Raw genomic sequence first — 23,968 nt, forward strand, 5'->3', positions numbered from 1 at the left:
GGCGCACCCTTCTCCCCGGCACCGTCCGCTCAGTCGCGCGGAGCCGTCAGTCGCACGGGGAGCTCGCGCAGGCTGTTGACCAGGATCGACGGGGTGTTCGCCAGCTGGTCCTCGGGCACGGCCAGGGTGAGGTCCGGGAAACGGTCGAAGAGCGCGGGCAGCGCGACCAGGGCCTCGAGACGGCCCAGGGGCGCGCCGGGGCAGACGTGCGGACCGTAGCCGAACGAAAGGTGCCGGCCGGCGTCGCGGGTGATGTCGAACTCCTCGGCCGTCGGCCCGTGCTGCGCCTCGTCCCGGCCGATGGCGCCGTAGGAGATCATCACCGCGTCGCCCTCCTTGATGACCACGTCGCCCGTGGGGATGTCTTCGGTGGCGTAGCGGAAGAGGAAGTTGGTGGTCGGCGGCGACCAGCGCAGCGTCTCCTCGACCACCGCCGACCAGGAGGCGGCTCCCGAGCGGACGAGCGCCAGCTGGTCGGGGTGGGTGAGCAGCCCGCGGACGGCGCTGACCATCAGGTTGATGGTGGTCTCGTGACCTGCGGCGATCATCACCAGCAGGGTGCCGATCAGCTCCTCGTCGGACAGCCGGTCGCCGCCCTCGGTGGCGGCGAGCAGTGCGCTGGTGAGGTCGTCGCCCGGCCGTCGCTTCTTCTCCGCGACGACGCCCGCGAAGAACGCGAACAACTCGCCCATCGCCGCCCGCACCTCGTCGGCGCGGCTGACGCTGCTGAAGAAGGTGTCGTACAGCGCGCGCAGCCGGGTGTCCTCGGCGGCCTCGACGCCCATCAGCTCGCTGATGACGCGCATCGGCAGTTTGAACGCGAACACGGACTTGAAGTCGACGACGGCCCCCGCCCGCGCCCGCCTCCTCCAGCTCGTCCAGGATCGCGCGGGTGATCTCCTCGATGCGCGGTCGCAGCCGCTCCATGCGGCGCGGGGTCAGCGCCTGCGCGGTGAGCAGGCGCTGCCGCTTGTGCTCGTCGCCGTCGGCGGTGACCATGCTCGTGCCGGGGGCGACCAGGCCGATCAGCGGCCACGTCGAGGGGATCTCCCCACGCGTCCAGGCACCCCAGCGGTTGATGTCCTTCACCAGGCGCGTGTCGGTGAGCAGCCGGCGGGCCTCGGCGTGGCGCGTGACGGCCCAGCACGCGACGCCGCCAGGGACCTCGATCTCGACCACCGGGCCGGCCTGCCGCAGCCGGGCGCCCTCCCCCACGAGGTCGCGTACGAGCGGGTCGAGAGCGATGCGACCGTGGTCGACTGGGCAGGTCATGGTGGCCTCCAAGGGGTAACAGAAGCTGACCGTTCCGGCCGCCTCCTTGTCAATGACCATTCGCCGCACGGCATTTGGAGTCATCGACTCGTGATGCTCCCAGTCCCGCGACTGCCGGGAGCCGGTATCCGGATCATGGCCCCGCGACGCGCCCACCACACCCGTGTTGCTTCGCCGTAGTCCCACCGCGCCAACGAATGTTCACAGTCGGTCATTTGGCGGCGCTACAGTGCGGCAACCGAAAGCCGAGGACCAGGAGGGGGACGGCAACATGCCGCGGAACCGCGCGCTGACCGACGGGGAGCAGCCCCTGGGCCACCCGTTGGGCTGGATTCGCGCGGAGCGCGGCTGGACGTACCAGGACGTGGTCGACATCGTCGCCCGCCGGGTCGGCAACATGTCCGCGCGCCGGGAGAAGGCGTGGCGCTGGGAGCACCGGGGCGTCGTCCCCGACCTGGAGACCCAGCAGGCCCTCGCGAGCGAACTCGGCGTTCCGCACGCCCTGTTGTCCTCCTCCCCGTGGCCCGGCTGGCTGCCGGTGGGCGACCGTACGACGGCGCGCGTCGCCTGGACGCCGCAGGACTGCGTGGCCGCGCTCGACGCGACGGCGGGCGCCGCGCTGCACGACCGGCGCGGGTTCGTGGTCGCGGGCCCGGGCAGCGCCGCGGCGGCGGCCCAGCGGTGGCTCGCGCTCGCACCGCTGGCGTGGCCCCCACCCGCGACGGTGCCGACGCCGGTGAGCACGCCCGCACCCTTGCTCGTACCCGTGGCCGGGCCCCTGTCCGGGCCCCTGTCCGGACCCGTTCCAGTGCCGGTCTCCGTGCCGTCGCAGCGCACGGGTCCGTCCGCGGGACCCGGCGCCGCCGTCCCGCCCACCGTGCTGACCGCTCTCGAGGAGCGGGTGCCGGCGCTGCACCGGATGGAGGCCGCGCTCGGCGGCGGACCGGTCCGCGCGGTGGCCGACGCCGAGCTGCGCCTCGTCACCGATCTGCTGGCCAGGGGGCCCGCCGCGCGGCCGGGTCCGGCCGCGGCCGATCCCTGGGCGCGGCGGCTGTTCGCCGTCGCCGGCGAGCTGGCCTGCCTCGCGGGACGCGCCTGTTTCGACACCCGGCACGAGGCCGCCGCGGAGCGGTATCTCAGCGCCGCGCTCTCGGCCGCGCACGCGGCCGGGGACCGGCCGCTCGGAGCGCGGGTCCTCGCCGCCATGAGTCTGCAGTACCTGAGTGCCGGGCGCCCGCAGGAGGCGCTGGCCGTCGCCAGGGCGGCCCGCGCCGGCCTCGCCAGGGAAGCGGCGGGTGACGGCCTCGTCACCGATCCGGCCAGGACCGCTCCCGGCGGCGACGTACCCGCCTCCGTACGCCATTCCTCGGCGCTGCTCATGGCCCGGCAGGCACGGGCCCACGCCGTACTGGGGCAGGCCGACGTGAGCCGGCGGCTGCTCGCCGCGGCGGGCGCCATCCTGACGCCCGACGCGCGCGGCAACGCGGACCACCGGGCCGACTACTGCGCGGAGGCGGCTGCCTGCGAGCTGGCGCTGGGTCGGGCCGCCGCGGCCGACCACTGGCTCCGGCGGTCCCTCGCGGCGCTGCCCGAGGACCGGGCCCGCGACCGGGCCGGCACCTCGGTCCTGCGGGCCGTGGCCGCACTCGACCTGGGAGCCGCCGAACGCGCCCGCGAGCTGGCCTCCGAGGCTGGGCGGGCCGTCGAGGGCGTCGACTCCCCCCGGGTGCGCCGAGCCCTGGAAGCCTTGTGGGAGCGGCTCCACGGCCGTTCCGAGCGGCACGGCGGGGGCGGTGGGGCCGCCGGCCGGGACCTCGCGATGACCGCCCTGTGACACCCGCGGGGAAATGCATCGGGTCTGCCACAGAACCGCCTGGGATTGCCGGTACGCGGTCTCCAGCGGGCACACTTTGCCTATGAGCGGATGGACCAACGAAGCAGAGCAGCGGCGCGGCGCCGAGCCGCCGCTGCCCCCCGAGCTGTCGCCGCGCCGCGCAGCGGCCGCCACGGGCGGGGTTCCCCCGCAGGCCTCGCACGGCGGCGGACCCGGCGGCGGCTACGGGCCGCCCAGCACCGGCGGCGGCCGCGGCCGCGGTCCCGGCCGACGGCCCGGCAGCCGGGCCCGCATCGTGAAGTTCACGGCGCTGGGCCTCCTTGTGGCGCTGCTGGTCGTCTCCGTCAGCACCTACTTCTGGGCCGACAGCAAGGTGCGCCGCGAGGTGGACCTCAGCAAGGTCGAGGACCGGCCGGCGGGCGGCAAGGGCACGAACTACCTCATCGTCGGCTCCGACAGCCGTGAGGGCCTGTCCAAGGAGCAGGAACAGGACCTGCACACCGGCGCCGCCGAGGGTAAGCGCACCGACTCGATGATGGTGCTGCACGTCGGTGACAACGGGAACACCATGCTCAGCTTCCCGCGTGACTCGTACGTCACCATCCCGGCCTTCACCGGCCAGAAGTCCGGCAAGCGCTACCCCGCGGCCACCCACAAGCTCAACCGCGCCTACGCGGACGGCGGCCCCGAGCTGCTCACGCGGACCATCGAGTACAACACCGGTCTGCACATCGACCACTACGCCGAGATCGGCTTCTCCGGCTTCGTGAACCTGGTGGACGCGCTCGGCGGGGTCGACATGTGCCTCGACAAGCCGCTCAAGGACAAGGCGTCGGGCGCGGACTTCCCGGCCGGCTGCCAGACGCTCGACGGCAAGCAGGGCCTCGCCTTCGTCCGGCAGCGCCACCAGGAGGCCGACCAGGACCTCGGCCGGATGCGCAACCAGCAGAAGTTCCTGTCGTCGCTCGCCCACCAGGCGGCCTCGCCGGCCACCGTGCTGAACCCGTTCACGCTCTACCCGGTGATCGGCTCCGGCCTCGACACCCTCATCGTCGACAAGGACATGAGCCTGTGGAACATCACCTCGATGTTCTGGGCGATGAAGGGCGTGACCGGCGGCGACGGCAAGTCGATGACCGTCCCGATCTCCACCGCGAACCTGCCGACGCGCAGTGACGGTGTCGCGGTGAAGTGGGACTCGACGAAGTCGAAGCAGCTGTTCGGCCAGCTGAAGAACGACGAGACGGTCACCGTCACCAGTAAGTAGCGACGTGGGCAGCACACGCACGGGAAAGCCCCGGACGGAATTCCGTCCGGGGCTTTCCCGTGCGTCGTGCGCCGTGCGGGTTACTTCGGCAGGTTGCGCGCCATCACGATGCGCTGGACCTGGTTCGTGCCCTCGTAGATCTGGGTGATCTTGGCGTCGCGCATCATGCGCTCGACCGGGTAGTCACGCGTGTAGCCGTAGCCGCCGAGCAGCTGGATGGCGTCGAGGGTGACCTCCATCGCGACGTCCGAGGCGTAGCACTTGGCTGCGGCGCCGAAGAACGTCAGGTCCTCGTCCTTGGCTCCGCCGGAGGTGCGCTCGGACTTGGCGGCGGCCGCGTACGTCAGCTGGCGGGCGGCCTCCAGCTTCATGGCCATGTCGGCCAGCATGAACTGCACGCCCTGGAACTCGGCGATGGCCTTGCCGAACTGCTTGCGCTCCTGGACGTAGCCCTTGGCGTAGTCCAGGGCGCCTTGCGCGATACCGATCGCCTGGGCGGCGATGGTGACGCGGGTGTGGTCGAGGGTCTGCATCGCGGTGGCGAATCCGGTGCCCTCGGCGCCGATCATGCGGTCGGCGGGGATGCGCACGTTGTCGAGGTAGACCTCGCGGGTCGGCGAGCCCTTGATGCCGAGCTTCTTCTCCGGGGCGCCGAAGGAGACGCCCTCGTCGGACTTCTCGACGACGAAGGCGCTGATGCCCTTGGAGCGCTTCTCGGGGTCGGTGACGGCCATCACCGTGTAGTACTCGCTGACGCCCGCGTTGGTGATCCAGCGCTTCACGCCGTTGAGGACGTAGAAGTCGCCGTCACGCACCGCGCGGGTCTTCATGCCCGCCGCGTCGGAGCCCGCCTCGGGCTCGGACAGCGCGTACGAGAACATCGCGTCGCCCTTGGCCAGCGGGCCGAGGTACTTCGCCTTGAGCTCCTCGGAGCCGGAGAGGATCACCGGGAGCGAGCCGAGCTTGTTCACGGCCGGGATCAGGGAGGACGACGCGCAGACGCGGGCCACCTCCTCGATCACGATCACGGTGGCCAGGGCGTCCGCGCCCGCGCCGCCGTACTCCTCGGGGACGTGGACAGCGTGCAGGTCCGCCGCGATGAGCGCGTCGAGGGCCTCCTGCGGGAAGCGGCCCTCTTCGTCGACCTCGGTCGCGAATGGAGCGATCTTCGCCTCGGCGAGCGAACGGACCGAGTCGCGGAGCATGTCGTGCTCCTCGGACGTCCGGTAGAGGTCGAAATCGGAAGAACCGGCCAAGGCTGTCTCACTCCCCGAGTGCTAACTACCGTTAAGTAACCCTACGATCGTAGGCCGGATCAGGCCGATCGGCCCGTCCGGCGTACGTGAGCTTCATGACACCTTGCTGCCGAGCCTGTCCAGGGTGTTCGACGCGACGTAGTCCGCCATCGTGTCGTTGCGCAGGGCCTCCCACAGGGCCGCCGTGCCGTTGCCGTCGAGCAGGACCACGGACTGCCTCTTGATCATGTCGAAGCCGGCGACCGGCGCGTTCATGAACGCCATGTCCGAGGACCTGACGTCCCGCATGCCCCAGATCAGATCCCGCAGCTGACCGTTGGAAAGGGAGTCGTCGACGCTGACCGAGTTCGTCACCTCGTCCAGCATCCGCTTCGCCTTGAGCGGGTTGCTGAGGGTGTCCCCCGACAGCACCTTGTTCAGCACCGCGCGCAGGAAGTTCTGCTGCCGGTGGGTGCGGTCCAGGTCGCCGCGCGGCAGGCCGTACCGCTCGCGTACGTAGTCCAGCGCCTCGTCGCCGTCCATGTGGTGGGTGCCCGCGTCCCACATACCCGCGCCGTTGCGACGCGAGACGGTCTTGTCGACGGTGATGTCCACCCCGCCGACGGCGTCGGTGAGCTTCTTGAAGCCGCTCCAGTCGACGACCGCGAGGTGGTCGATCTTCACCTTGGAGAGCCGCTGCACCGTGTCGATCAGCAGCGGAGGCCCGCCCCACGAGAAGGCCGCGTTCAGCTTGGCGCTGCCGTGGCCCGGAACCGGCACCCAGGAGTCACGCGGCAGCGAGACCACGTACGCGTGCTTCCCGTCGGCGGGCAGGTGCACCAGCATCATCGTGTCGCTGCGCTGCGCCCCGGGCTGCCACTCCGGCGCCTTCGCGCCCTTGCCGGTGGTCGGCAGGTCCGAGCGGGCGTCGATACCCACCAGCAGAAACGTTTGTCCTCCCTTGCTCGGCGCGGGCTGCGCCTCGGCCGGCACGTTCGTCGGGAACGCGTTCGGGATCCGGTCGACGCGGCCCGTGTAGTGCTCGTACGCGTACCAGCCCGTGCCGACGATCAGCAGCGCGCCCGTACACAGCAGCACCACGGCGCCGAGCAGCACCCGGCGGGTCCTGCGCCGCCGCCGGGCCCTGCGGGCCTGTGCCTCGCGCGGATCCTCCGCCCCGCCGGGGACCAGGCCCCCGGCCTCCTCCGGTTCGGCCCCCTCGGCCTCCTGATCCGCCCTCTCGTCCTGCTCACCCGTCATGGGTCCCTCCGCCTTGGAGAGCCCTTCCTCGGGTCTCGGTACCGCGTCCCCCTGGCCGGCTCGATCCACGGCCACCACCCCCTCACACTGTCTACGCATTCTGTCCTTACGGTGTGGACGTTGGCCATGGGCCGCCCTGCATTTCGCGCCGAGGGCGGCGACTATGCTCTCCGCATGCCTCTGAAGCTCACCGTCATCGGCACCGGTTACCTCGGCGCCACCCACGCTGCCGCCATGGCGGAGCTCGGCTTCGAGGTGCTGGGGCTGGACATCGACCCCCGCAAGATCGAGCTGCTGTCCGCCGGCAAGGTCCCGATGTACGAGCCCGGCCTCGAAGACCTGCTCGCCCGGCACGTGGCTGGTATCGAGGGGTCCACCGGCCGGCTGAGGTTCACCTCCTCCTGGGAGGAGGTCGCCGAGTTCGGCGACGTCCACTTCGTCTGCGTCAACACCCCGCAGAAGCACGGCGAGTACGCCTGCGACATGTCCTACGTCGACAGCGCCTTCGAGCTGCTCGCGCCGCACCTGCGGCGGCCCGCCCTCGTCGTCGGCAAGTCCACCGTGCCGGTGGGCAGCGCCGCCCGGCTGGCCGCCCGGCTGGCCGAACTGGCCCCGGTCGGCGCCGACGCCGAGGTGGCCTGGAACCCCGAGTTCCTGCGCGAGGGCTTCGCCGTCCAGGACACCCTGCACCCCGACCGCGTCGTCGTCGGCGTCGCGAGCGCGCACGCCGAGAAGCTGCTGCGCGAGGTCTACGCGACGCCGGTGGCGGAGGGCACGCCGTTCGTCGTCGCCGACTACCCCACCGCCGAACTCGTCAAGACGGCCGCCAACGCCTTCCTCGCGACGAAGATCTCCTTCATCAACGCCATGGCCGAGGTGTGCGAGGCGGGCGACGGCGACGTCGTGAAGCTCGCCGAGGCGATCGGCCACGACGACCGCATCGGCCACAAGTTCCTGCGGGCCGGCATCGGCTTCGGCGGCGGCTGCCTGCCCAAGGACATCCGCGCGTTCATGGCCCGCGCCGGCGAACTCGGTGCCGACCAGGCCCTGACGTTCCTGCGCGAGGTCGACTCGATCAACATGCGGCGCCGCGGCCACATGGTCGAGCTGGCCCGCGAAGCGGTCGGCGGCAGCAGCTTCCTCGGCAAGCGGATCGCGGTACTGGGCGCGGCCTTCAAGCCGGACTCCGACGACGTGCGGGATTCTCCGGCTCTCAACGTGGCGGGACAGATCCACCTGCAGGGCGGCCAGGTCACCGTCTACGACCCCAAGGGCATGGACAACGCCCGGCTCCTCTTCCCCACCCTCGGCTACGCGCCGACCGCGCTGGACGCGGTGCGCGGGGCGGACGTGGTCCTGCACCTCACCGAGTGGCGCGAGTTCCAAGAACTGGACGCGGCGGCGCTGGGCGAGGTGGCGGCGACGCGCCACATCATCGACGGCCGCAACGCTCTTTCGCCTTCGCTCTGGCGTTCGGCGGGGTGGACGTTCAGGGCGATGGGCCGGCCGTCTGCCTGATGGGCTGCCCGCAGGCTTTGTGGGTGACCGGCGCAACCTGCGTGGGTCGGAGGGCCGTGCGGGTAGGCGGTAGCCGTCTCCGTCGACGGCGGGTCGGGGTATCCCTCGCGCGTCACCCGCTGCCTGGCTGGCTGGTACGGCTTCGATAGGCGCGCATTTTGGCTCGGCTGCCGCAGATGGACATCGTGCACCAGCGGCTGCGGCCGGCCGGGCTGCGGTCGTAGTAGACCCAGCGGCAGTCGTGGGCCGCGCAGGCCTTGAGGCGAGGCCAGGTGTTGTCGGTGACGGCGGCGGCTATGCCGGCCGCGATGTGGGCCGTGAGGGCGGCGGTGCCGGTCAGACCGTCGGTGGGACGCACCGCGGCGCCGCCTTCCGCGTCTATCGCGAGCATCAGCGGGGCCGCGCCCAGGAGTTGCTCCAGTTTCGAGGCCGCGGCGTCGGGCAGCCGGGTACCCGTGTGGGCTTGGCACGCGTCGCGCAGGGCCTCGCGGAGCAGGAGAGCGGCGGCGAGGTCGTCGGCGTCGAAGGTCAGTGGCGGCAGGGCATGCCGCCGGACCCAGGCGTCGAGGTCGGCGGGAGTGCGCAGCTGGTCCTCGGCCGACTCCAGGTCGACGGTGTTCGCCAGGTCCTGGACCAGGAGGAGGGATCCAGGAGCGGGGGCGCGTTCTCCGGGCTGCTCCACCCTTGCCACGTTACCCGCAGTGGGCCATCATGAAGTAACGGTTACCCGTTGAACGGGCATAGCGGTAACGGCTTCGAGAGAGGTGGATTCCATGATCGGCAAGCTGGCTTCCGTGGTTCTGGACTGTCCCGACCCCAAGGCGCTCGCCGCCTTCTACGCGGCGGTGCTGGGCGGTGACCTGGAGGATGTCGAGGACGACTGGGTCACGCTGCGCGCGCCCGACGGCGTCAGGCTGTCGTTCCAGCTGGCGCCGGAGCTGCGTGAGCCGCAGTGGCCCGACCCGGAGCGGCCCCAGCAGTTCCACATCGACGTGACCGTGCAGGACCTCGACGCCGCCCAGGAGGCGGTCCTCGCCCTCGGCGCCCAACTCCTCGAGGACGACCACGGCGGCAAGCGCAGCTGGCGGGTCTTCACCGACCCCGCCAACCACCCCTTCTGCCTCTGCGCCGGCTGAAAGTCAGAACTCCGCGGCGGCGCCGGGCTCCGCTCCGGCGCCGCCGCCCGGCGCGACACGCGCCGCGCAAAAACCCGGCGTCAGCCGTCCAGCTCAGCGATCGTCGCCAGCGAAGCACCCCGCTCGGCCTGCGCCACCACGGCCACAGACTCCGCTTCGCGCAGGACCCGCACCGCGTTCTCCCACGTCAGCTTCGCGAGGTCCGCGTCCGACCACCCCCTGTCGAGGAGTTCGGCGATCAGGTTCGGGTAGCCGGAGACGTCGTCCAGGCCCGTCGGGGTGAACGCGGTGCCGTCGTAGTCGCCGCCCAGGCCGAGGTGGTCGACGCCGGCCACCTCGCGCATGTGGTCGAGGTGGTCCGCGACCGTGGACGGGGTGGCGACGGGGCGGGGGTGAGTCGCCTCGTAGGCGCGCTGGACGGCCATCCCGGCCGGCGTGGTGTCGAGGTGATGCAGGCCGTTGGCGCGCATGTTCTCGTCGGCGGCCTGGGTCCAGGCGACCGCCTCGGTGAGGATGAACTTCGGGACGAAGGTCGCCATCGCGACGCCGCCGTTGGCGGGCAGCAGGGCCAGCACGTCGTCCGGGATGTTGCGCACGTGGTCGCAGACGGCGCGCGAGGACGAGTGCGAGAAGATCACCGGTGCCTCGCTGACGCGGATCGCGTCCCGCATGGTGTCGGCGGAGACGTGCGAGAGGTCGACGAGCATCCCGCAGCGGTTCATCTCCCGGACGACCTCCTCGCCGAAGGCGGTGAGACCGCCCGCGCGGCGCTCGTCGGTCGCCGAGTCCGCCCACGGGAGGTTGTCGTTGTGGGTGAGCGTCAGGTAGCGGACGCCGAGCCGGTGCAGGGCGCGCAGCGTGGCGAGGGAGCAGTTGATGCTGTGGCCGCCCTCGGCGCCCATGAGGGAGGCGATCCGGCCCTCGGCGCGCGCCTTCTCCATGTCGTCGGCGGTGAGGGCGGGCATCAGGTCGTCGGAGTAGCGCTCGGCCATCCGGCGCACCACGTCGATCTGCTCGAGCGTCGCGGAGACCGCGTCGTCGCCGGCCAGGTCGCTGCGCACGTAGACCGACCAGAACTGCGCGCCGACGCCGCCCGCGCGCAGCCGCGGGATGTCAGTGTGCAGCGAGGCGCTCTGGTCGGTGGCGATGTCGAGCCGGTCGAGGTCGTAGCCGACCTGCTCGCGCAGCGCCCACGGAAGGTCGTTGTGTCCGTCCACGACGGGGTGGACGGCGAGCAGTTCCGTGGCGCGGGCGATCAGGTCCATCGGGTCTCCTTTGGTTACTTGCCGAACCCGAAGCCTGCCGCACCCTGGACCTTGGCGCGCAGCCGCTTCCCCTTGTCGGTGGCCTGCTCGTTGAGTTCTTCCATGAAGTGCCGCATCTTCTCCAGCAGTTCGGGGTCGTGCGCGGCGAGGATCCGGACCGCGAGCAGTCCGGCGTTGCGCGCGCCCGCGACGGACACCGTGGCGACCGGCACGCCGGCCGGCATCTGGACGATGGACAGCAGCGAGTCCATCCCGTCGAGGTACTTCAGCGGCACGGGCACGCCGATGACCGGCAGCGGGGTGACGGAGGCGAGCATGCCGGGGAGGGCGGCGGCGCCGCCGGCGCCCGCGATGACCGCCTTGAGACCGCGGCCGTCGGCCTGCTCGCCGTAGGTGATCATCTCGCGCGGCATGCGGTGCGCGGAGATGACGTCGACTTCGTACGGGACCTCGAACTCGTCCAGCGCCTGGGCGGCGGCTTCCATGACGGACCAGTCGGAGTCGGAGCCCATGACGATGCCGACGAGAGGGGACAGGGTCATTCGGTGATCGTTCCTCGCAGGTAGTCGGCCGCGTGCCGGGCGCGCTCGCGCACGTCCGCCAGGTCGTCGCCGTAGGTGTTGACGTGGCCGACCTTACGGCCGGGCTTCACGTCCTTTCCGTACATGTGGATCTTGAGCTGCGGGTCCCGTGCCATGCAGTGCAGGTACGCGGAGTACATGTCGGGGAAGTCGCCGCCCAGGACGTTGCTCATGACGGTCCACTTCGCCCGCGGGCGCGGGTCGCCGAGCGGCAGGTCCAGGACGGCGCGGACGTGGTTGGCGAACTGGGAGGTGATCGCGCCGTCCTGCGTCCAGTGGCCGCTGTTGTGCGGGCGCATCGCCAGCTCGTTGACGAGGATCCGGCCGTCCCTGGTCTCGAACAGCTCGACCGCGAGGTGCCCGACGACGCCCAGCTCGGCGGCGATGGTCAGCGCGAGCTGCTGGGCCTGCGCGGACAGCGCGTCGCCGAGGTTCGGCGCGGGGGCGATGACGGTGTCGCACACCCCGTTGACCTGCACGGATTCCACGACCGGGTAGGCGACGGCCTGGCCGTGCGGCGAACGCACCACGTTGGCCGCCAGCTCCCGTACGAAGTCGACCTTCTCCTCGGCGAGCACCGGGACGCCGGCCAGGAACGGGTCCGCGGCCCCGTCCTCGTCGCGCACGACCCAGACGCCCTTGCCGTCGTACCCGCCGACCACGGTCTTGAGGACGACCGGGAAACCGTCACCCTCCGCAGCGAAGCGCGCGACGTCCGCGGGGTCCGTGACGAGCCGGTGCCGCGGGCAGGGCACACCGATCTCGCTGAGCTTCGCCCGCATGACGCCCTTGTCGTGGGCGTGCTGCAGGGCGTCGGGGCCCGGGCGGACGGCGATGCCGTCCGCCTCCAGGGCCCGCAGGTGCTCGGTGGGGACGTGCTCGTGATCGAACGTGATCACATCGCAGCCCTGCGCGAAGGCCCGGAGGGTCTCCAGGTCGCGGTAGTCGCCGACGACGACGTCGCCCACCACCTGCGCCGCGGAGTCCCGCGCGGTGTCGCTGAGGAGTTTGAACCTGATGCCGAGCGGGATGCCCGCTTCGTGGGTCATACGGGCGAGCTGGCCGCCGCCGACCATGCCGACTACCGGGAATGTCACGTTCCCCAGGATATCGGCCGTGCGGACCCCCGAATGACGCCCACCCACGGGCAGGGCCCGCACCCGTGCGGTTAGCATGAAGAAGCCAGTACGACTGGAGCACCAGCGACACCACACCCCCCGGCAGGTCACAGGCGGGTCGTGGCGAGCCAGACCGACAGACAGGGCCGAGCGGATCATCATGAGCGGACGCCAGACCGTGCAGTCGCGTTTGGGCCTGCTCTACCGCGAGATCGCCAAGTTCGGCGCGGTCGGCGGCGCGGGTGTCCTGGTGAACGTCGGAGTCTTCAACCTGGTCCGGCACAGCACCGGTCTGCAGACGGTCCGGGCGAGCATCATCGCCACCGCCGTATCGATTCTCTTCAACTACGTCGGCTTCCGTTACTTCACTTACCGTGACCGCGACCGGAGCAGCCGCTCGAAGGAACTGGGGCTCTTCCTGGGCTTCAGCGCCGTCGGTCTCGTCATCGAGAACGCGGTGCTCTACGTGGCGACGTACGGGTTCGGCTGGGACAGCTCCCTGCAGAGCAACTTCTTCAAGTTCGCCGGCATCGGCGTGGCCACCCTCTTCCGCTTCTGGTCCTACCGGACCTGGGTCTTCAAGGCGCTGCCCGCCCGTGAGCTGGCCGAACAGGCGGAGTCGATCCTGGCCGCGGAGCCGGACCCCGATTCCGCGCCGCACAGCCGCACCGCCCCGTAGGTCCGGGCCCCGGGCTACTGGGGAGAGGGGTCGGCGTCTCCGCGGGGCCGCCGTGGCTCCCCTGACCGGTCCTCCTGGGCCAGGAACAGCGCGAAGACCGGCGGCCGCTGCTGGAGCAGCTCCAGCCGTCCGCCGTCCGCCTCGGCCAGGTCACGGGCGACGGCCAGCCCCAGCCCGGTGGAGTTACGGCCGCTGACCGTCCGCTCGAAGACCCGCGCGCCCAGGTCGGGCGGTACACCCGGCCCGTCGTCCGTGACCTCCACGACCGCCTGGTTGCCGGTCACCCGGGTGTGCAGGCCGACCGTGCCCGCGCCGTGCATGAGCGAGTTCTCGATGAGGGTGGCCAGCACCTGGGAGACCGCGCCGGGGGTGCCGACGGCCCGCAGGCCCAGGGTCCCGGAGCGGACGATGGTGCGCCCCTCGCTCTGCGAGGCGGGGCGCCACTCCTCCATCTGCTGCTTGATCACGTCGTCGAGGTCGAAGTCGACCGCCGAGCCGGAGCGCGGGTCCCGGGCGTTGGTCAGCAGCCGCTGCACCACGTCGGTGAGCCGCTCGACCTGGCCCAGCGCGATCGTCGCCTCCTCCTTGACGGCGTCCTCGTCGTCCGCGGTGGCGACGATCTCCTCCAGCCGCATGGAGAGCGCGGTCAGGGGCGTGCGCAACTGGTGCGAGGCGTCGGCGGCGAGCCGCCGCTCGGCGGTGAGCATACGGCCGATCCGCTCGGCGCTCGCGTCCAGCACGTCGGCGATCCGGTCCAGCTCCGGCACCCCGTAGCGGCGGTGCCGCGGGCGCGGGTCGCCCGAGCCGAGCCGCTCGGCGGTCTCCGCGAGGTCGGTGAGCGGGCTGCCGAGCCGGCGCGCCTGCCGCACCGCGAGGATCACGGCCGCGAGCACCGCGAGGAGGGCGACGGCCAGGATGACCAGCAGGGTCCTGCCGATCTCCTGGCTGATCTTGGAACGGGACTCCTCGACGAGCACGGTCGTGCCGTCGTCGCCCCGCTGGGTGGAGCTGATCACCTTGCCCGAGGGCCGGGTCCCGATCTCGATGGGCGCGCTGCCCGGGATCCGCACGACGGCGAACCGGTCGGCCGCCACCTGCTGGGCCAGCGAGCCGGTGTCGACCTTCTCACCGCCGGCTCGCCGGCTGTCGACGCTGCCGGCGAGCCGGACCGCCTCGGAGTCGACGCTCTCCTGCGCGCTGCTCTCGATCGTGCGCGTCTCGACGATGACGAGCGAGATCCCGAAGACCGCGATGACGACGAGGACGACGGCGAGCGTGGAGGAGATCAGTCGGCGGCGCATGGAGGAAGCGTGTCAGTTCCGGGTCAGTTCTTCTCGAACCGGAATCCGACACCGCGCACGGTGGAGATGTACCGGGGCGCGGTCGCGTCGTCGCCGAGCTTCTTGCGCAGCCAGGAGATGTGCATGTCGAGGGTCTTGGTCGACGACCACCACGTGGTGTCCCAGACCTCGCGCATCAGCTGCTCGCGGGTGACCACCCGGCCCGCGTCGCGCACCAGGACGCGCAGGAGGTCGAACTCCTTCGCGGTCAGCTGCAGCTCGTCGTCGCCCATCCACGCGCGGTGCGACTCCACGTCGATCCGCACCCCGTGGGTCGACGGCTGCGGCGCGTCGGTGGTGCCGCGGCGCAGCAGCGCCCGGACGCGCGCGAGCAGTTCGGCGAGCCGGAACGGCTTGGTGACGTAATCGTCGGCGCCGGCGTCCAGCCCGACCACCGTGTCGACCTCGTCGGCGCGGGCCGTGAGCACCAGCACCGGGAAGGTGTGCCCCTCCGTACGGATCCTGCGGCATACGTCGAGGCCGTCCATGCCGGGCAGCCCCAGGTCGAGCACCACCAGGTCGACGGCGCCCAGCAGGGCTGCTTCGAGCGCGGTGGGCCCGTCCTCACGCACTTCGACCTCGTAACCCTCGCGGCGCAGGGCGCGCGCGAGGGGTTCCGAGATGGATGCGTCGTCCTCGGCAAGAAGTACGCGGGTCATGGGCTTGATGGTAGTCCGCATGGGCAGGGGCCGACGTAGCGGTGCCAACGCCCTTGTGAGGTAGGTCTCAAGACCCCCTATACCACGCGTCGCACTGCCATAAAGTAATGAATCGCCCTTAGCAGCACTCGGGGCCCGTACGCGCGCAACACGCGCTGAAGGCCGCTTCTGTGACGGGTCCGGTATAAACCGGCATCGAGTGATTGACCTGACGGCCGGGTCCGCCGCGCGTACGCGCGGCGGGCGTGGATCCCGGCGCGCCCCCATCGCGCGCCGGTGCCGGCCACCCCCACCGGGCGCGCGGTCTGTTCCGTCGCGCGTCCCGAGCGAACAAGGATCGACCATGGCGTCCAGCCTGACGAAGGACGCCGCCCCGCAGGGGACCCCTGCTCCGGGCGGCAAGACCTTCTTCGGCCACCCCCGCGGCCTGGCCACTCTCTTCATGACCGAGATGTGGGAGCGGTTCAGCTTCTACGGCATGCGGGCCCTGCTCCCCCTCTACCTGATCGCCGGCGGACCCGGCGCGGAGAAGGGGTCCCAGGGCGGCGGCCTCGCGATGAACGCGGCCACGGCCACGGCCATCTACTCCATCTACCTCGCGATGGTGTACCTGCTCGCCATGCCGGGGGGCTGGTTCGGTGACCGGGTCTGGGGGCCGCGCAAGACGGTCGCCATCGCCTCCGGCATCATCATGGTGGGCCACCTGACGCTGGCCGTTCCCGGCCAGGCGACGTTCTTCGTCGGCCTGGGACTGGTCGCGCTCGGCTCCGGGCTGCTCAAGGCGAACATCTCGACGATGGTCGGCCACCTCTACGACGGTCCGAACGACCCTCGTCGCGACGGCGGCTTCACCGTCTTCTACATGGGCATCAACATCGGTGCCTTCGCCGCCCCGCTCATCATCGGCACCGTCGGCCAGAACTACAGCTGGCACCTGGGCTTCGCCCTCGCCGCCGTCGGCATGGCGCTGGGCCTGGTCCAGTTCCTGCTCGGCACCCGGCACCTGAGCGAGCGCAGCAGCGTCGTCCCGAAGCCGCTGTCGGTCGAGGAGCGCAACTCCACCCTGCGCAAGGGCCTGATGTGGCTGATCGCCGCCACCGTCTTCTACGGCGTGGTCGGCTTCACCGGGCACTACACGCTCAACTGGGCACTGGTGCCGATCACCGTGATCGGCCTGGTCATCCCGATCGGCGTCCTGGTGCGGATCAAGAAGGACAAGGAGCTGTCGGCCGGCGAGCAGTCCAAGATGAGCGGCTACATCTGGTTCTTCGTGGCCGCCGCCGTCTTCTGGATGATCTACGACCAGGGCGGGTCGACGATGTCGATCTTCGGCGAGACGAAGACGCGCGGCTCGGTGTTCGGCGTCGACTTCCCGTCCTCGTGGTTCCAGTCCGTGAACCCGCTGTTCGTCATGGCACTGGCCCCCGTCATCGCCTGGGGCTGGCTGTGGCTGGCGAAGAAGAACCGCGAACCGAGCACCACGGTGAAGTTCGCCATGGGCCTGTTCCTCATCGGTGCCTCGTTCGTCGTCTTCGTGATCCCGATGGGCCTGGCCTCGGACGGTACGAAGGTCAGCCCGATGTGGCTGGTCATGATCTACATGATTCAGACCATCGGCGAGCTCTGCCTCTCGCCGGTCGGGCTCTCGGTCACCACGAAGATGGCCCCCGCCAAGTACGGCAGCCAGATGATGGGTGTCTGGTTCCTCGCGGTCACCGCGGGCGACTGCACCACCAGTCTGCTGTCCATCGCGGGTGTGGATCTGAACGGCAGCGGCATGGTGGGCCTCGAAGCGGTCCTCGCCATCCTCGCCGGCTTCGCGGTCTGGATGTACCGCAAGAAGGTCGTCGCGCTGATGGGCGACGTCCGCTGACGTAATCTCCCGCGCACGACACGACGAGGCCCCGGGTGACCGTACGAACGGTCGCCGGGGCCTCGTCGTGTCGTGCGTGTCACGCGGTCAGCGGCGCAGTCTGCGCCACGGTGTGAAGGTGAAGACGGCGCCGCCGAGGAGGAGGACGGTGCCGGCGACGAGGCCGAGGGCGCGCAGCGAACCGTTGTTGTCGGCGCCGGTCTGGGCGAGGCCCCCGCTGGTGGTGGTCGCGCTGTTGGCGGTCCCGCCGTCGGTACCGCCGCCGGCGGTGCCCTTCTCCGCGATGACGAGCGTCAGCGACGCGGCGACCGCGTTGGTCGGCGTGCAGGTCGCAACGGGCGTGCCGCCCTGGGCGAGCTGGACGGCCAGGACGCCCGGGTGGAGCGTGACCTTTCCGGTCTTGCGCGGGGAGTAGACGCCGGTCAGGGGGTCGAGGGTGACCGGGTCGTCCTGGGCGAACGCCTTGGTGTTGGGCGGCGCCTTGACCTGGGCCGTGCCGCTGTCCGCGCCCGCCACCTTGACGGCCATGGTCGCGGTGATGAAGCCCTTGGGGAGGGGAGCGGGGGTCTTCATGACCGAGCCGAGGAACCGCACCGAAAGGGCGTAGCCGGCACTGTTCTTGGTGGCGTCGACCACCGCCTGGCCGGTCGGTTTGCCGAACGTCCCGCAGTCGAAGGTCACGGAGACCGCCGTGCCCTTGTGCACGGTCCCGTTGGGCTCACCGCCGCCGCCCGTCGTACCCCCGGAGGTCGTACCCCCGGACGTGGTGCCACCCGACGTCGTACCACCGGAGTTGGTGCCACCCGACGTCGTACCGCCGGAGGTCGTACCGCCGGAGGTCGTGCCCCCGGAGGTGGTGCCGCCGGAGGTCGTGCCGCCCGACGACGTGCCGCCCGTCACCTTGATCGTGACCGCGACCGGAACGGTGCCGGTCGGCGCGCACGCGGTGTCGGTCGACATGATGTAGTTCGCGTTGATGTTGTACGCGCCGGGCGAGAGGGTCACATCGCCCGCGGCGGTCAGTTTGACCTTGCCCTTCATGTCGGACAGCACCATCGGGCTGTTCTTCGGGATCGCGGGATTCGTCCGGGTCCCCGCGACGTCCAGCGAGCCGGTCTGCGCGCCGCCGATCGTCACCTTGCCGGTGGGCAGCACCGAGTTGGCGGGGAGGTCCGCGACGCCCGGGTTCTCCGACGCGGCCTGCACCGTCTTCCACGTCACGTCGATCGTGTCGCCGACCTTGGCGGTCGCGGGCGCGGTGATGTCCGCCTTGGTCGTCCCGTTGACGTCCGGCAGGTTGGCGATCTTCGGTGGTATGCACTTGGTCGCGAAAGAGGACACGGCGGCCTGCGCGGGTGCCGCGATCAGCAGCACCGAGCCGCCGCCGAGCATGAGCGCGACCCCGGCCGCGGTGGCGGCCCCGCTCCGCCGCCGTCGCGATAGTCGATTCGTCACGTGCTTCCCTTCGAAGATGGACGGTCGGTACTCGGTGCGGAAGTCGGTGGCGGTTCCTCGGCGGCGGCCGGGGCCGGCAGGGTGCCCTGACTGAACCAGGGCAGCGTGCCGGTCTCGTCCGGGGCCCGGGAGCCCGCTGGGCGCACGCCGTCAGGCGGTGGCAGCGGCCGGCTCGGCGTGGAGCGCCGGGGCGGTGGCAGGTGGAGCAGCGCGGCGGGCCGCCAGGGGGCCTTGCGGCGGCGGCCGGAGGCGTAGATCGTGCCGGGCAGCCGCGGTCGCGCCCGCTCCACGACGGCCATCCCGATCCGGAAGACCGCGGCCGGCACGACGACGCAGAGCAGGATCCAGAAGAGCGTGACGCCCCAGGGGCGGCCGACGTCCCAGGGCTCCGTGACGAGCACCTTGCCGCCGTACCTGAGCTGCACCCGGTAGTCGCCGTGCGCTCCCGACGCCAGTTCGACGGGCAGCTTGATCTGCTGCTTCATCCCCGGCGCCACGCTGCCGCTCCACTGCTGCTCCTCCCACTGCGGGGCGAAGACGCCGTGCGAGACACCGATCTGGAAGACCGGGTCCTTGACCGGTCCCGAGCCGAGGTTGCCGACGGTGAAGACCAGCCGGCGCTGGGGCGGTGAGCCGAACCAGGTGAGCAGCCCGCCGCCGCCCTCCAGCCGGGCGGTGAGCACCGCGAGCCGCCCGGCACCGGACTGCTGCGGCAGCTCGGCGACCGGATGCCCGGTGACGGTGAAGGGGGCGTCGACGGTGACGGAGTCGCCCATCACCGTCGCGACGTGCACGACGCAGGGGCAGGGTTTGGGCGGTGCGGCGGTCGGCAGCTTCTGGGTGAAGCCGCCCTTGGCGTCGGTGGTGACGGCGCGGCCCGACGCGTTGGAGCAGGAGTTGGTGCCGCCGATCGCGTTCTGCCCGCAGACCAGGAGGGTGAGCAGCGTGGCCGGCTTCCAGCCCCGGCCGGTGACCGTGATCTCCGTACCGGGCTTGGCCTCCCGCGGCGACAGCGCCACCGCGGGTTTCTCGTCGGCGGCGGCCGCCCGCACGGCCGCGGGGTTCGGCACCGCCACCGGGTTCAGCACCGCCACCCCGCTCGGCACCGCAGCCGACTCCGGGGCCGCCTGCGACGGCTGCGCGGTGAGCGCGGAGAGGACGAGCAGCACCGTGGCGAGCACGGCGGCCGCCACCGCCCGGAGTAGGTCCCTGTGCATGGTGCTCACGCCTGTCCGCCCCTGCTTCCCACGCTCGTCACGCCGATCGCCGCCGCTGCCGTCCCGCCCTCGGGATCGGGATCGGAATCCTCTTCCGCCGGCCGCGGCGGACGGTTCCTGCGGCGCCTGACGACGAACCAGGCGATGAGCAGCGCCAGTCCGGCGAGCAGCACCCCGGCGGCGAGCCAGGGGACGGCGAAGAACGAAACGTGGGCGGTCTCGTTCAGTTCGCCCCGGTCGGTGGTGACGGTCAGCCGCACGCTCACCCGATCGAACTGCGGCGCCCCGGCCCACTTCTCGGTCAGCTCGACCTGCTGCCCCGGCAGGAGTTCCAGCGGCAGGCCCTTGGCCTGCCGGTCCAGCAGGGTGTTGCCGAACAGCCCGGTGGCCTTGAGCCGCAGGCGCGGCAGCAGGGAGACGTTCCCCCGGTTGACGAGGGTGTAGTGGATGGCCGCGCTGCTGCTGCCGGTGCCGGGCAGCCAGGGCTGGCCGTGGTCGACGCGGACGTTCTCCACGGAGAGCGCGGGGAGGCTGGGGCCGCTCACCCGCAGGTAGATCCGGGCTCCGACGGCCCGCCGTACGCCGACCGCCACGCTCCCCTTGCTCTTGTCGGTCTCGGTGTTGAGCGCGACGATCGCGCCGGGGTGGTCGCCGGGAGTGGCGGTGTCGGGGACGGTGAGGGTGAACGGGATGTCGGCGCGGGTCCTGGGCGGGACGGTGAGGCTGCCCTGCGCGAGCTTCACCCAGGTGCCGACGTCCTTGCTGGTTTCCTCCGGGCCGCGCACGGCGAAGCCGCCGTCGCGCGGGGTGTTGTAGGCGTCGGCGCCGTAGATCTTGAACTGCATCGGCGCGTCGGAGAGGTTGGAGACCGAGACCTTGTCCTTGACGGTGGTGCCCGGCCCCGCCTCCAACGTGAAGAACTGGCGTTCCTGGCTGGTGCTCGTCCTGTCCTTGGCTCCGCCCGCCGGGGCGGGGAAGACCGACCAGCGCCCGTTGTCCGCGGCGCCGGCCGGTCCTGCCGCGGGACCGAGGCCGATGCCGAGCAACGCGGCGACCGTCAGCAGCACTGCGCACGCCTTGGCCCTCGACATGTCTGGCATCTCCCTCGGTCCGGGTTAACTGACTGTGCGTCAGGTAAGGGTCAGGGTCAAGACTCCGGAGTAGGTTCCTGGCGAGGAGAAGGCCGGAACGTCCAGCGACAGACCCGCGTCGGCGGTGAACTCACCACCGGTCACGGTGCCGTTGGGCGTCGTGGCCAGCGTGGCGCCCGCCGTGCCCACGGCGCCGGGCGAGCCCGCCGCGCAGGCACTGAGGCTGCCGGCCTTGGCGGTGCAGGCCGGGGTCCAGCTGAGCTTGTCGGCGCCGATGACGGTGCCACCGGGGCCCTTGAAGTCGGTGACCGCGCCGGTCAGGGACCAGCCCGCGGCGCCGCCGCGGAAGTCCTTGACGGTGACCGTCTGCAGCGCGCCGGTCGAGGCGCCGCCGTCACCGAAGTTCACCGGGGTCATCTCCACGGTGTCGCCGGCCTGGGTCATGGAGAGCGTCCCGGCGGTGACCGAGGCGTTGAGCTTCTGGCTCCCCGGCGGAATGGGGGTGTTGTCGTTGACCTTGTACGCGACCGGGCCCGCCGCGGTGGCCGGGTCGTAGCTCGCGCCCTCGAAGGCCACGATGCCGGTGGTCGCGGGGTCGTTGACGACGAGCGAGGCGGTGAAACCGCCCTGCGCGTCGGCGGTCGCGGAGGCCATGTCCGCCGTCGGGTTGGACCCGGCGATGGCCAGGACCGTGACGGTGGCGCCCGCGGTGAAGTGGCCGCCGGTGACGGCGACCGCGGTGCCCGGGTCGCCCTGGGCCGAGCCCAGCGCCAGGGTGCGCGGGTTGGGGTTGGTCGCCGGGCTCGCGGTGACGGTCTCGGAGACCGGCGCGGGCGGGGTGATCACCGTGCAGACGGTGTCCAGTTCCAGGATGTAGCTGGTGTGGATGGTGTAGTCGCCGGGCGACAGGGTGATGGCGCCGGGAGCGGTGACCACGAAGGTGCCGGTCATGACCAGCGCCGGGAAGGCGCCCTTGCCCGGGATCGGCGGGTTGCTCTTGGGGCCGGTCACGGCGACCGCGCCGGTCTGGGCGCCGCCGAGCACGACGGTGGCGCGGGGGGTGACGACATCGGCGGGCAGCGCGATGTCCGTCGGGTTGCTCGCGGCCGCCTTGGTGAGCGTGTAGGTGACGGTGACCGTGTCACCGACCTTCGGGTTCGACGGCGCGACCGTCACGGTCGCGTTGGACACGCCGTCGATGGGCGGCAGCCCGGCCACGGCGGGCGGGATGCAGTGCGTGTCGAAGTTCACGGCCGTCGCCGCCTGGGCGGGCGCCGCGAGGACCGCGCCGCCCCCCACCATGAGTGCGGCGGCCCCGAGCACGGCGGCCAGTCTCCGTCCGCGCATGACGGATCTTCGCGCGTGAGCGATCATCTTGTCCCCTTGATCACGGTCCGGGCGCAGCGTCCCTTTTCCTCTGCGCCGACGCTGGACATTGAGACGGCGTGACCGAAAGAAGTCAATGGAGCCGGGCGCCCAGATTTGACTGACCGTCAGATCGGCTATCCACCCTGGTCAGGGCGGATGAACAGCGGACATGCCGAGCCGTGGCACCGACGCCGGCGTCGGTGCCACGGGTCCGGGTCAACGGGTCCGAGCGGCCCTGCGGGTGAGCCAGAGCACGCCGGCGACACCGGCGAGCAGCACCGTGCCGCCGAAGGTGCCCAGCGCCACGGCGCTGTCGGCCGGACCGGTCTGCGGCAGCGTGGCGGACTCGTCCGGCGCGGTCGTGGCGCCGCCGCTGCCACCACCCGCCGCCTTGACGTCCAGCGACAGCGAGGGCTTGGGGCTGTTGGTGGCGTTGCAGGTCGTCACCGTGCCGAGGGCCTTGATGGTGAGCACACCTGCCGTGAAGGTGACCTTGCCCGACTTCTTGGGCGTGTAGGTGCCCGTCAGATCGTTGATCTTGATGGGGGAGTTCGCGGGGATCGCCGCGTCGTTCGGGGTCCCCACCACCGACACGGTGCCCGGGTCCGCTCCACCGACCTTGATCGTCGCACTCGGGTTCATCGCCCCCTTGCCGAGTTCGATCGGGCTGGAGGAGACACCCTTCTTGAAGGTCATCGTGAGTCTGTAGCCGGAGCCGGACGCGACGCTCGTGATGTCGATGGGCGACACCGCGTCCTTCTTCCCGATCGGCGACTGACAGCTGTAGGCGACGTCCACCGTCTCCGCGTGTGCGGCCGGGGCGGCCAGCAGCGCCGCACCCGCCGCCGTCGCCGTCGCGAGTGCCAGCACTCCACCGCGGGCGGCCGCTCTGCCGCGGACGCTGTTCATGACGTGTTGCATGGGCTCTTCTCCCTTCCGCCACCAGTTACTGACGGCACATCAGATTCGGCGGCCGACAGTACGCCCGTGACCTTGGAGAGGGAAGAGACAATGCCTGCCCGGCGGGTCACCGGTACATCAGGGACGGGCGGGGCCCGGGGCCCGGGGCCGTGAGAAGCCCTCCGACGGGGCATGAAGAAACGCCGGAACACCGTACGGGGGGGTGGTCCGACGTTGCGGTGACGCAGCGGCCGTGGTGCGGCTTCGGGGCTCGAAGGCCAGGCGTTCGGCTCGGGCGCCGGGCGCTCCGGTCAGGCTCCGGCGGGCGCCGTCAGCTCGGCCCAGACCGTCTTGCCCGGCCGCTCGGAGTGCCGTGCGACGCCCCAGTCCGAACAGAGCCGCTGCACGATGAACATGCCGTGCCCGCCGGGCCGGCCCGCCCGGTGCGGGACGCGGGGCGTCGGCTCTCCGTCGCCACTGTCGGCGACCTCCAGGCGCAGCACCTTGGGGCTGTGGATCAGCCGCAGCTCATCGGGGCCGTCCGCGTGCAGGCACGCGTTGGTGACCAGTTCCGAGACGACGAGCAGGACGTCCTCGGCCGCCGCCCGGGCCTCCGGCGTGGAGGCGGGCAGCCATCCCCAGGCCTGCAGCGCCTCGCGAGTGAAGTCGCGGGCGCGCGGAACGATGGCACTCTCACCCAAGAGCCGCAGAACGCGCGCGGATCCGGCCTCGGGTGCGACAGAGTCGCCCGGGTCCGAACCGCGGTCGTCCGCCGCGGGGGGCCGAGTGGTGCTCATCGACGCCTCACCTCACCGATGTCCGACAGTTTCAGGAGTCTCCTGCCCGACGAATTCCCGAGGACACCTCGGAAGCTCTACCAAACAGGGTGGAGTGGGAGAT

Annotated in this window: 20 protein-coding genes and 1 pseudogene; 6 read left to right on the forward strand and 15 right to left on the reverse strand. The window is 71.4% G+C overall.

The annotated features are described in order from the left end of the window. Positions 1–29: 29 nt before the first annotated feature. A pseudogene (locus M2266_RS13960) lies at positions 30–1,272 on the reverse strand (cytochrome P450). A 271-nt stretch (positions 1,273–1,543) separates the two neighbouring features. On the opposite strand from M2266_RS13960, the gene M2266_RS13965 reads away from it, so the two are divergent. Next, positions 1,544–3,106: a hypothetical protein gene (locus M2266_RS13965; protein ID WP_277438487.1), complete on the forward strand. Its 1,563-nt coding sequence runs from the start codon at positions 1,544–1,546 to the stop codon at positions 3,104–3,106. A gap of 82 nt (positions 3,107–3,188) precedes the next feature. Next, positions 3,189–4,373, forward strand: coding sequence for an LCP family protein (locus M2266_RS13970; protein WP_277438488.1), 1,185 nt, complete (start codon positions 3,189–3,191; stop codon positions 4,371–4,373). 80 nt (positions 4,374–4,453) lie between these two features. Here the strand turns inward: M2266_RS13970 and M2266_RS13975 are convergent, their stop codons facing one another. Both M2266_RS13975 and M2266_RS13980 read right to left on the reverse strand, forming a co-directional pair. Further along, positions 4,454–5,629 carry an acyl-CoA dehydrogenase family protein gene (locus M2266_RS13975; protein WP_277438489.1) on the reverse strand — a complete coding sequence of 392 codons (1,176 nt, stop codon included), beginning with the start codon at positions 5,627–5,629 and terminating at the stop codon, positions 4,454–4,456. 93 nt (positions 5,630–5,722) lie between these two features. Continuing rightward, positions 5,723–6,868, reverse strand: a complete 1,146-nt coding sequence (locus M2266_RS13980; RefSeq protein WP_277438490.1) for an LCP family protein — start codon at positions 6,866–6,868, stop codon at positions 5,723–5,725. 174 nt (positions 6,869–7,042) lie between these two features. Between M2266_RS13980 and M2266_RS13985 the strand changes: the two genes are divergently transcribed. Beyond that, positions 7,043–8,386 carry a UDP-glucose/GDP-mannose dehydrogenase family protein gene (locus M2266_RS13985; RefSeq protein ID WP_277438491.1) on the forward strand — a complete coding sequence of 448 codons (1,344 nt, stop codon included), beginning with the start codon at positions 7,043–7,045 and terminating at the stop codon, positions 8,384–8,386. Positions 8,387–8,498: 112 nt separating this feature from the next. Here M2266_RS13985 and M2266_RS13990 read toward each other — a convergent pair whose 3' ends face one another. Next, entirely contained in the window at positions 8,499–9,068 is a 570-nt protein-coding gene (locus M2266_RS13990; RefSeq protein ID WP_277438492.1) for a CGNR zinc finger domain-containing protein, read from the reverse strand. Between the two features lie 91 nt (positions 9,069–9,159). Here M2266_RS13990 and M2266_RS13995 point away from each other — a divergent pair, with 91 nt between their 5' ends. Next, positions 9,160–9,522, forward strand: coding sequence for a VOC family protein (locus tag M2266_RS13995; protein ID WP_277438493.1), 363 nt, complete (start codon positions 9,160–9,162; stop codon positions 9,520–9,522). 80 nt (positions 9,523–9,602) lie between these two features. Here the strand turns inward: M2266_RS13995 and M2266_RS14000 are convergent, their stop codons facing one another. From M2266_RS14000 to M2266_RS14010, 3 genes are read right to left on the reverse strand one after another with little or no spacing between them, the layout of a single operon-like run. Further along, the gene (locus tag M2266_RS14000) at positions 9,603–10,787 is read right to left on the reverse strand and encodes a dipeptidase (RefSeq protein ID WP_277438494.1); all 1,185 of its coding nucleotides are present in this window, start codon (positions 10,785–10,787) and stop codon (positions 9,603–9,605) included. Positions 10,788–10,801: 14 nt separating this feature from the next. Continuing rightward, positions 10,802–11,329, reverse strand: a complete 528-nt coding sequence (gene purE / locus M2266_RS14005; protein WP_277438495.1) for a 5-(carboxyamino)imidazole ribonucleotide mutase — start codon at positions 11,327–11,329, stop codon at positions 10,802–10,804. Continuing rightward, on the reverse strand, positions 11,326–12,465 hold the full coding sequence (locus M2266_RS14010) for a 5-(carboxyamino)imidazole ribonucleotide synthase (RefSeq protein ID WP_277438496.1): 1,140 nt from the start codon (positions 12,463–12,465) through the stop codon (positions 11,326–11,328). The genes purE and M2266_RS14010 overlap by 4 nt, the downstream gene beginning before the upstream one ends. Positions 12,466–12,646: 181 nt before the next feature. Here M2266_RS14010 and M2266_RS14015 point away from each other — a divergent pair, with 181 nt between their 5' ends. After that, on the forward strand, positions 12,647–13,165 hold the full coding sequence (locus tag M2266_RS14015) for a GtrA family protein (RefSeq protein ID WP_277438497.1): 519 nt from the start codon (positions 12,647–12,649) through the stop codon (positions 13,163–13,165). A gap of 14 nt (positions 13,166–13,179) precedes the next feature. On the opposite strand, the gene M2266_RS14020 is transcribed toward M2266_RS14015, so the two are convergent. Beyond that, positions 13,180–14,466, reverse strand: coding sequence for an ATP-binding protein (locus M2266_RS14020; protein ID WP_277438498.1), 1,287 nt, complete (start codon positions 14,464–14,466; stop codon positions 13,180–13,182). 23 nt (positions 14,467–14,489) lie between these two features. Further along, the gene (locus M2266_RS14025; protein WP_138356121.1) at positions 14,490–15,164 is read right to left on the reverse strand and encodes a response regulator transcription factor; all 675 of its coding nucleotides are present in this window, start codon (positions 15,162–15,164) and stop codon (positions 14,490–14,492) included. Positions 15,165–15,507: 343 nt separating this feature from the next. On the opposite strand from M2266_RS14025, the gene M2266_RS14030 reads away from it, so the two are divergent. After that, the gene (locus M2266_RS14030) at positions 15,508–17,037 is read left to right on the forward strand and encodes an oligopeptide:H+ symporter (protein ID WP_277438499.1); all 1,530 of its coding nucleotides are present in this window, start codon (positions 15,508–15,510) and stop codon (positions 17,035–17,037) included. Between the two features lie 87 nt (positions 17,038–17,124). Here M2266_RS14030 and M2266_RS14035 read toward each other — a convergent pair whose 3' ends face one another. From M2266_RS14035 to M2266_RS14060, 6 genes are all read right to left on the reverse strand, one after another. Further along, complete coding sequence (locus tag M2266_RS14035) at positions 17,125–18,492, reverse strand: hypothetical protein (protein ID WP_346780892.1); 1,368 nt, start codon at positions 18,490–18,492, stop codon at positions 17,125–17,127. Next, complete coding sequence (locus M2266_RS14040; RefSeq protein WP_277441196.1) at positions 18,489–19,709, reverse strand: hypothetical protein; 1,221 nt, start codon at positions 19,707–19,709, stop codon at positions 18,489–18,491. Before M2266_RS14040 ends, M2266_RS14035 begins: the two co-directional genes overlap by 4 nt. Positions 19,710–19,714: 5 nt before the next feature. Beyond that, the gene (locus M2266_RS14045) at positions 19,715–20,800 is read right to left on the reverse strand and encodes a DUF916 domain-containing protein (protein ID WP_277438500.1); all 1,086 of its coding nucleotides are present in this window, start codon (positions 20,798–20,800) and stop codon (positions 19,715–19,717) included. Positions 20,801–20,839: 39 nt separating this feature from the next. Then, complete coding sequence (locus M2266_RS14050; protein WP_277438501.1) at positions 20,840–22,147, reverse strand: beta-xylosidase; 1,308 nt, start codon at positions 22,145–22,147, stop codon at positions 20,840–20,842. A 237-nt stretch (positions 22,148–22,384) separates the two neighbouring features. Next, positions 22,385–23,089 carry an LPXTG cell wall anchor domain-containing protein gene (locus M2266_RS14055; RefSeq protein ID WP_277438502.1) on the reverse strand — a complete coding sequence of 235 codons (705 nt, stop codon included), beginning with the start codon at positions 23,087–23,089 and terminating at the stop codon, positions 22,385–22,387. Between the two features lie 290 nt (positions 23,090–23,379). Further along, the gene (locus M2266_RS14060; RefSeq protein WP_277438503.1) at positions 23,380–23,865 is read right to left on the reverse strand and encodes an ATP-binding protein; all 486 of its coding nucleotides are present in this window, start codon (positions 23,863–23,865) and stop codon (positions 23,380–23,382) included. Between the last annotated feature and the right edge of the window lie 103 nt (positions 23,866–23,968).

The sequence above is a fragment of the Streptomyces sp. SPB162 genome (assembly GCF_029504575.1).
GTDB lineage: Bacteria > Actinomycetota > Actinomycetes > Streptomycetales > Streptomycetaceae > Actinacidiphila.

Excerpts from the sequence above, each read along its gene's own strand:
- M2266_RS13965 (WP_277438487.1), top strand. The coding sequence starts at position 1,544 with ATGCCGCGGAACCGCGCGCTGACCGACGGGGAGCAGCCCCTGGGCCAC.
- M2266_RS13970 (WP_277438488.1), top strand. The coding sequence starts at position 3,189 with ATGAGCGGATGGACCAACGAAGCAGAGCAGCGGCGCGGCGCCGAGCCG.
- M2266_RS13980 (WP_277438490.1), bottom strand. The coding sequence starts at position 6,868 with ATGACGGGTGAGCAGGACGAGAGGGCGGATCAGGAGGCCGAGGGGGCC.
- M2266_RS13985 (WP_277438491.1), top strand. The coding sequence starts at position 7,043 with ATGCCTCTGAAGCTCACCGTCATCGGCACCGGTTACCTCGGCGCCACC.
- M2266_RS13995 (WP_277438493.1), top strand. The coding sequence starts at position 9,160 with ATGATCGGCAAGCTGGCTTCCGTGGTTCTGGACTGTCCCGACCCCAAG.
- M2266_RS14000 (WP_277438494.1), bottom strand. The coding sequence starts at position 10,787 with ATGGACCTGATCGCCCGCGCCACGGAACTGCTCGCCGTCCACCCCGTC.
- purE (WP_277438495.1), bottom strand. The coding sequence starts at position 11,329 with ATGACCCTGTCCCCTCTCGTCGGCATCGTCATGGGCTCCGACTCCGAC.
- M2266_RS14015 (WP_277438497.1), top strand. The coding sequence starts at position 12,647 with ATGAGCGGACGCCAGACCGTGCAGTCGCGTTTGGGCCTGCTCTACCGC.
- M2266_RS14020 (WP_277438498.1), bottom strand. The coding sequence starts at position 14,466 with ATGCGCCGCCGACTGATCTCCTCCACGCTCGCCGTCGTCCTCGTCGTC.
- M2266_RS14025 (WP_138356121.1), bottom strand. The coding sequence starts at position 15,164 with ATGACCCGCGTACTTCTTGCCGAGGACGACGCATCCATCTCGGAACCC.
- M2266_RS14030 (WP_277438499.1), top strand. The coding sequence starts at position 15,508 with ATGGCGTCCAGCCTGACGAAGGACGCCGCCCCGCAGGGGACCCCTGCT.
- M2266_RS14040 (WP_277441196.1), bottom strand. The coding sequence starts at position 19,709 with ATGCACAGGGACCTACTCCGGGCGGTGGCGGCCGCCGTGCTCGCCACG.
- M2266_RS14045 (WP_277438500.1), bottom strand. The coding sequence starts at position 20,800 with ATGTCGAGGGCCAAGGCGTGCGCAGTGCTGCTGACGGTCGCCGCGTTG.
- M2266_RS14050 (WP_277438501.1), bottom strand. The coding sequence starts at position 22,147 with ATGCGCGGACGGAGACTGGCCGCCGTGCTCGGGGCCGCCGCACTCATG.
- M2266_RS14055 (WP_277438502.1), bottom strand. The coding sequence starts at position 23,089 with ATGCAACACGTCATGAACAGCGTCCGCGGCAGAGCGGCCGCCCGCGGT.
- M2266_RS14060 (WP_277438503.1), bottom strand. The coding sequence starts at position 23,865 with ATGAGCACCACTCGGCCCCCCGCGGCGGACGACCGCGGTTCGGACCCG.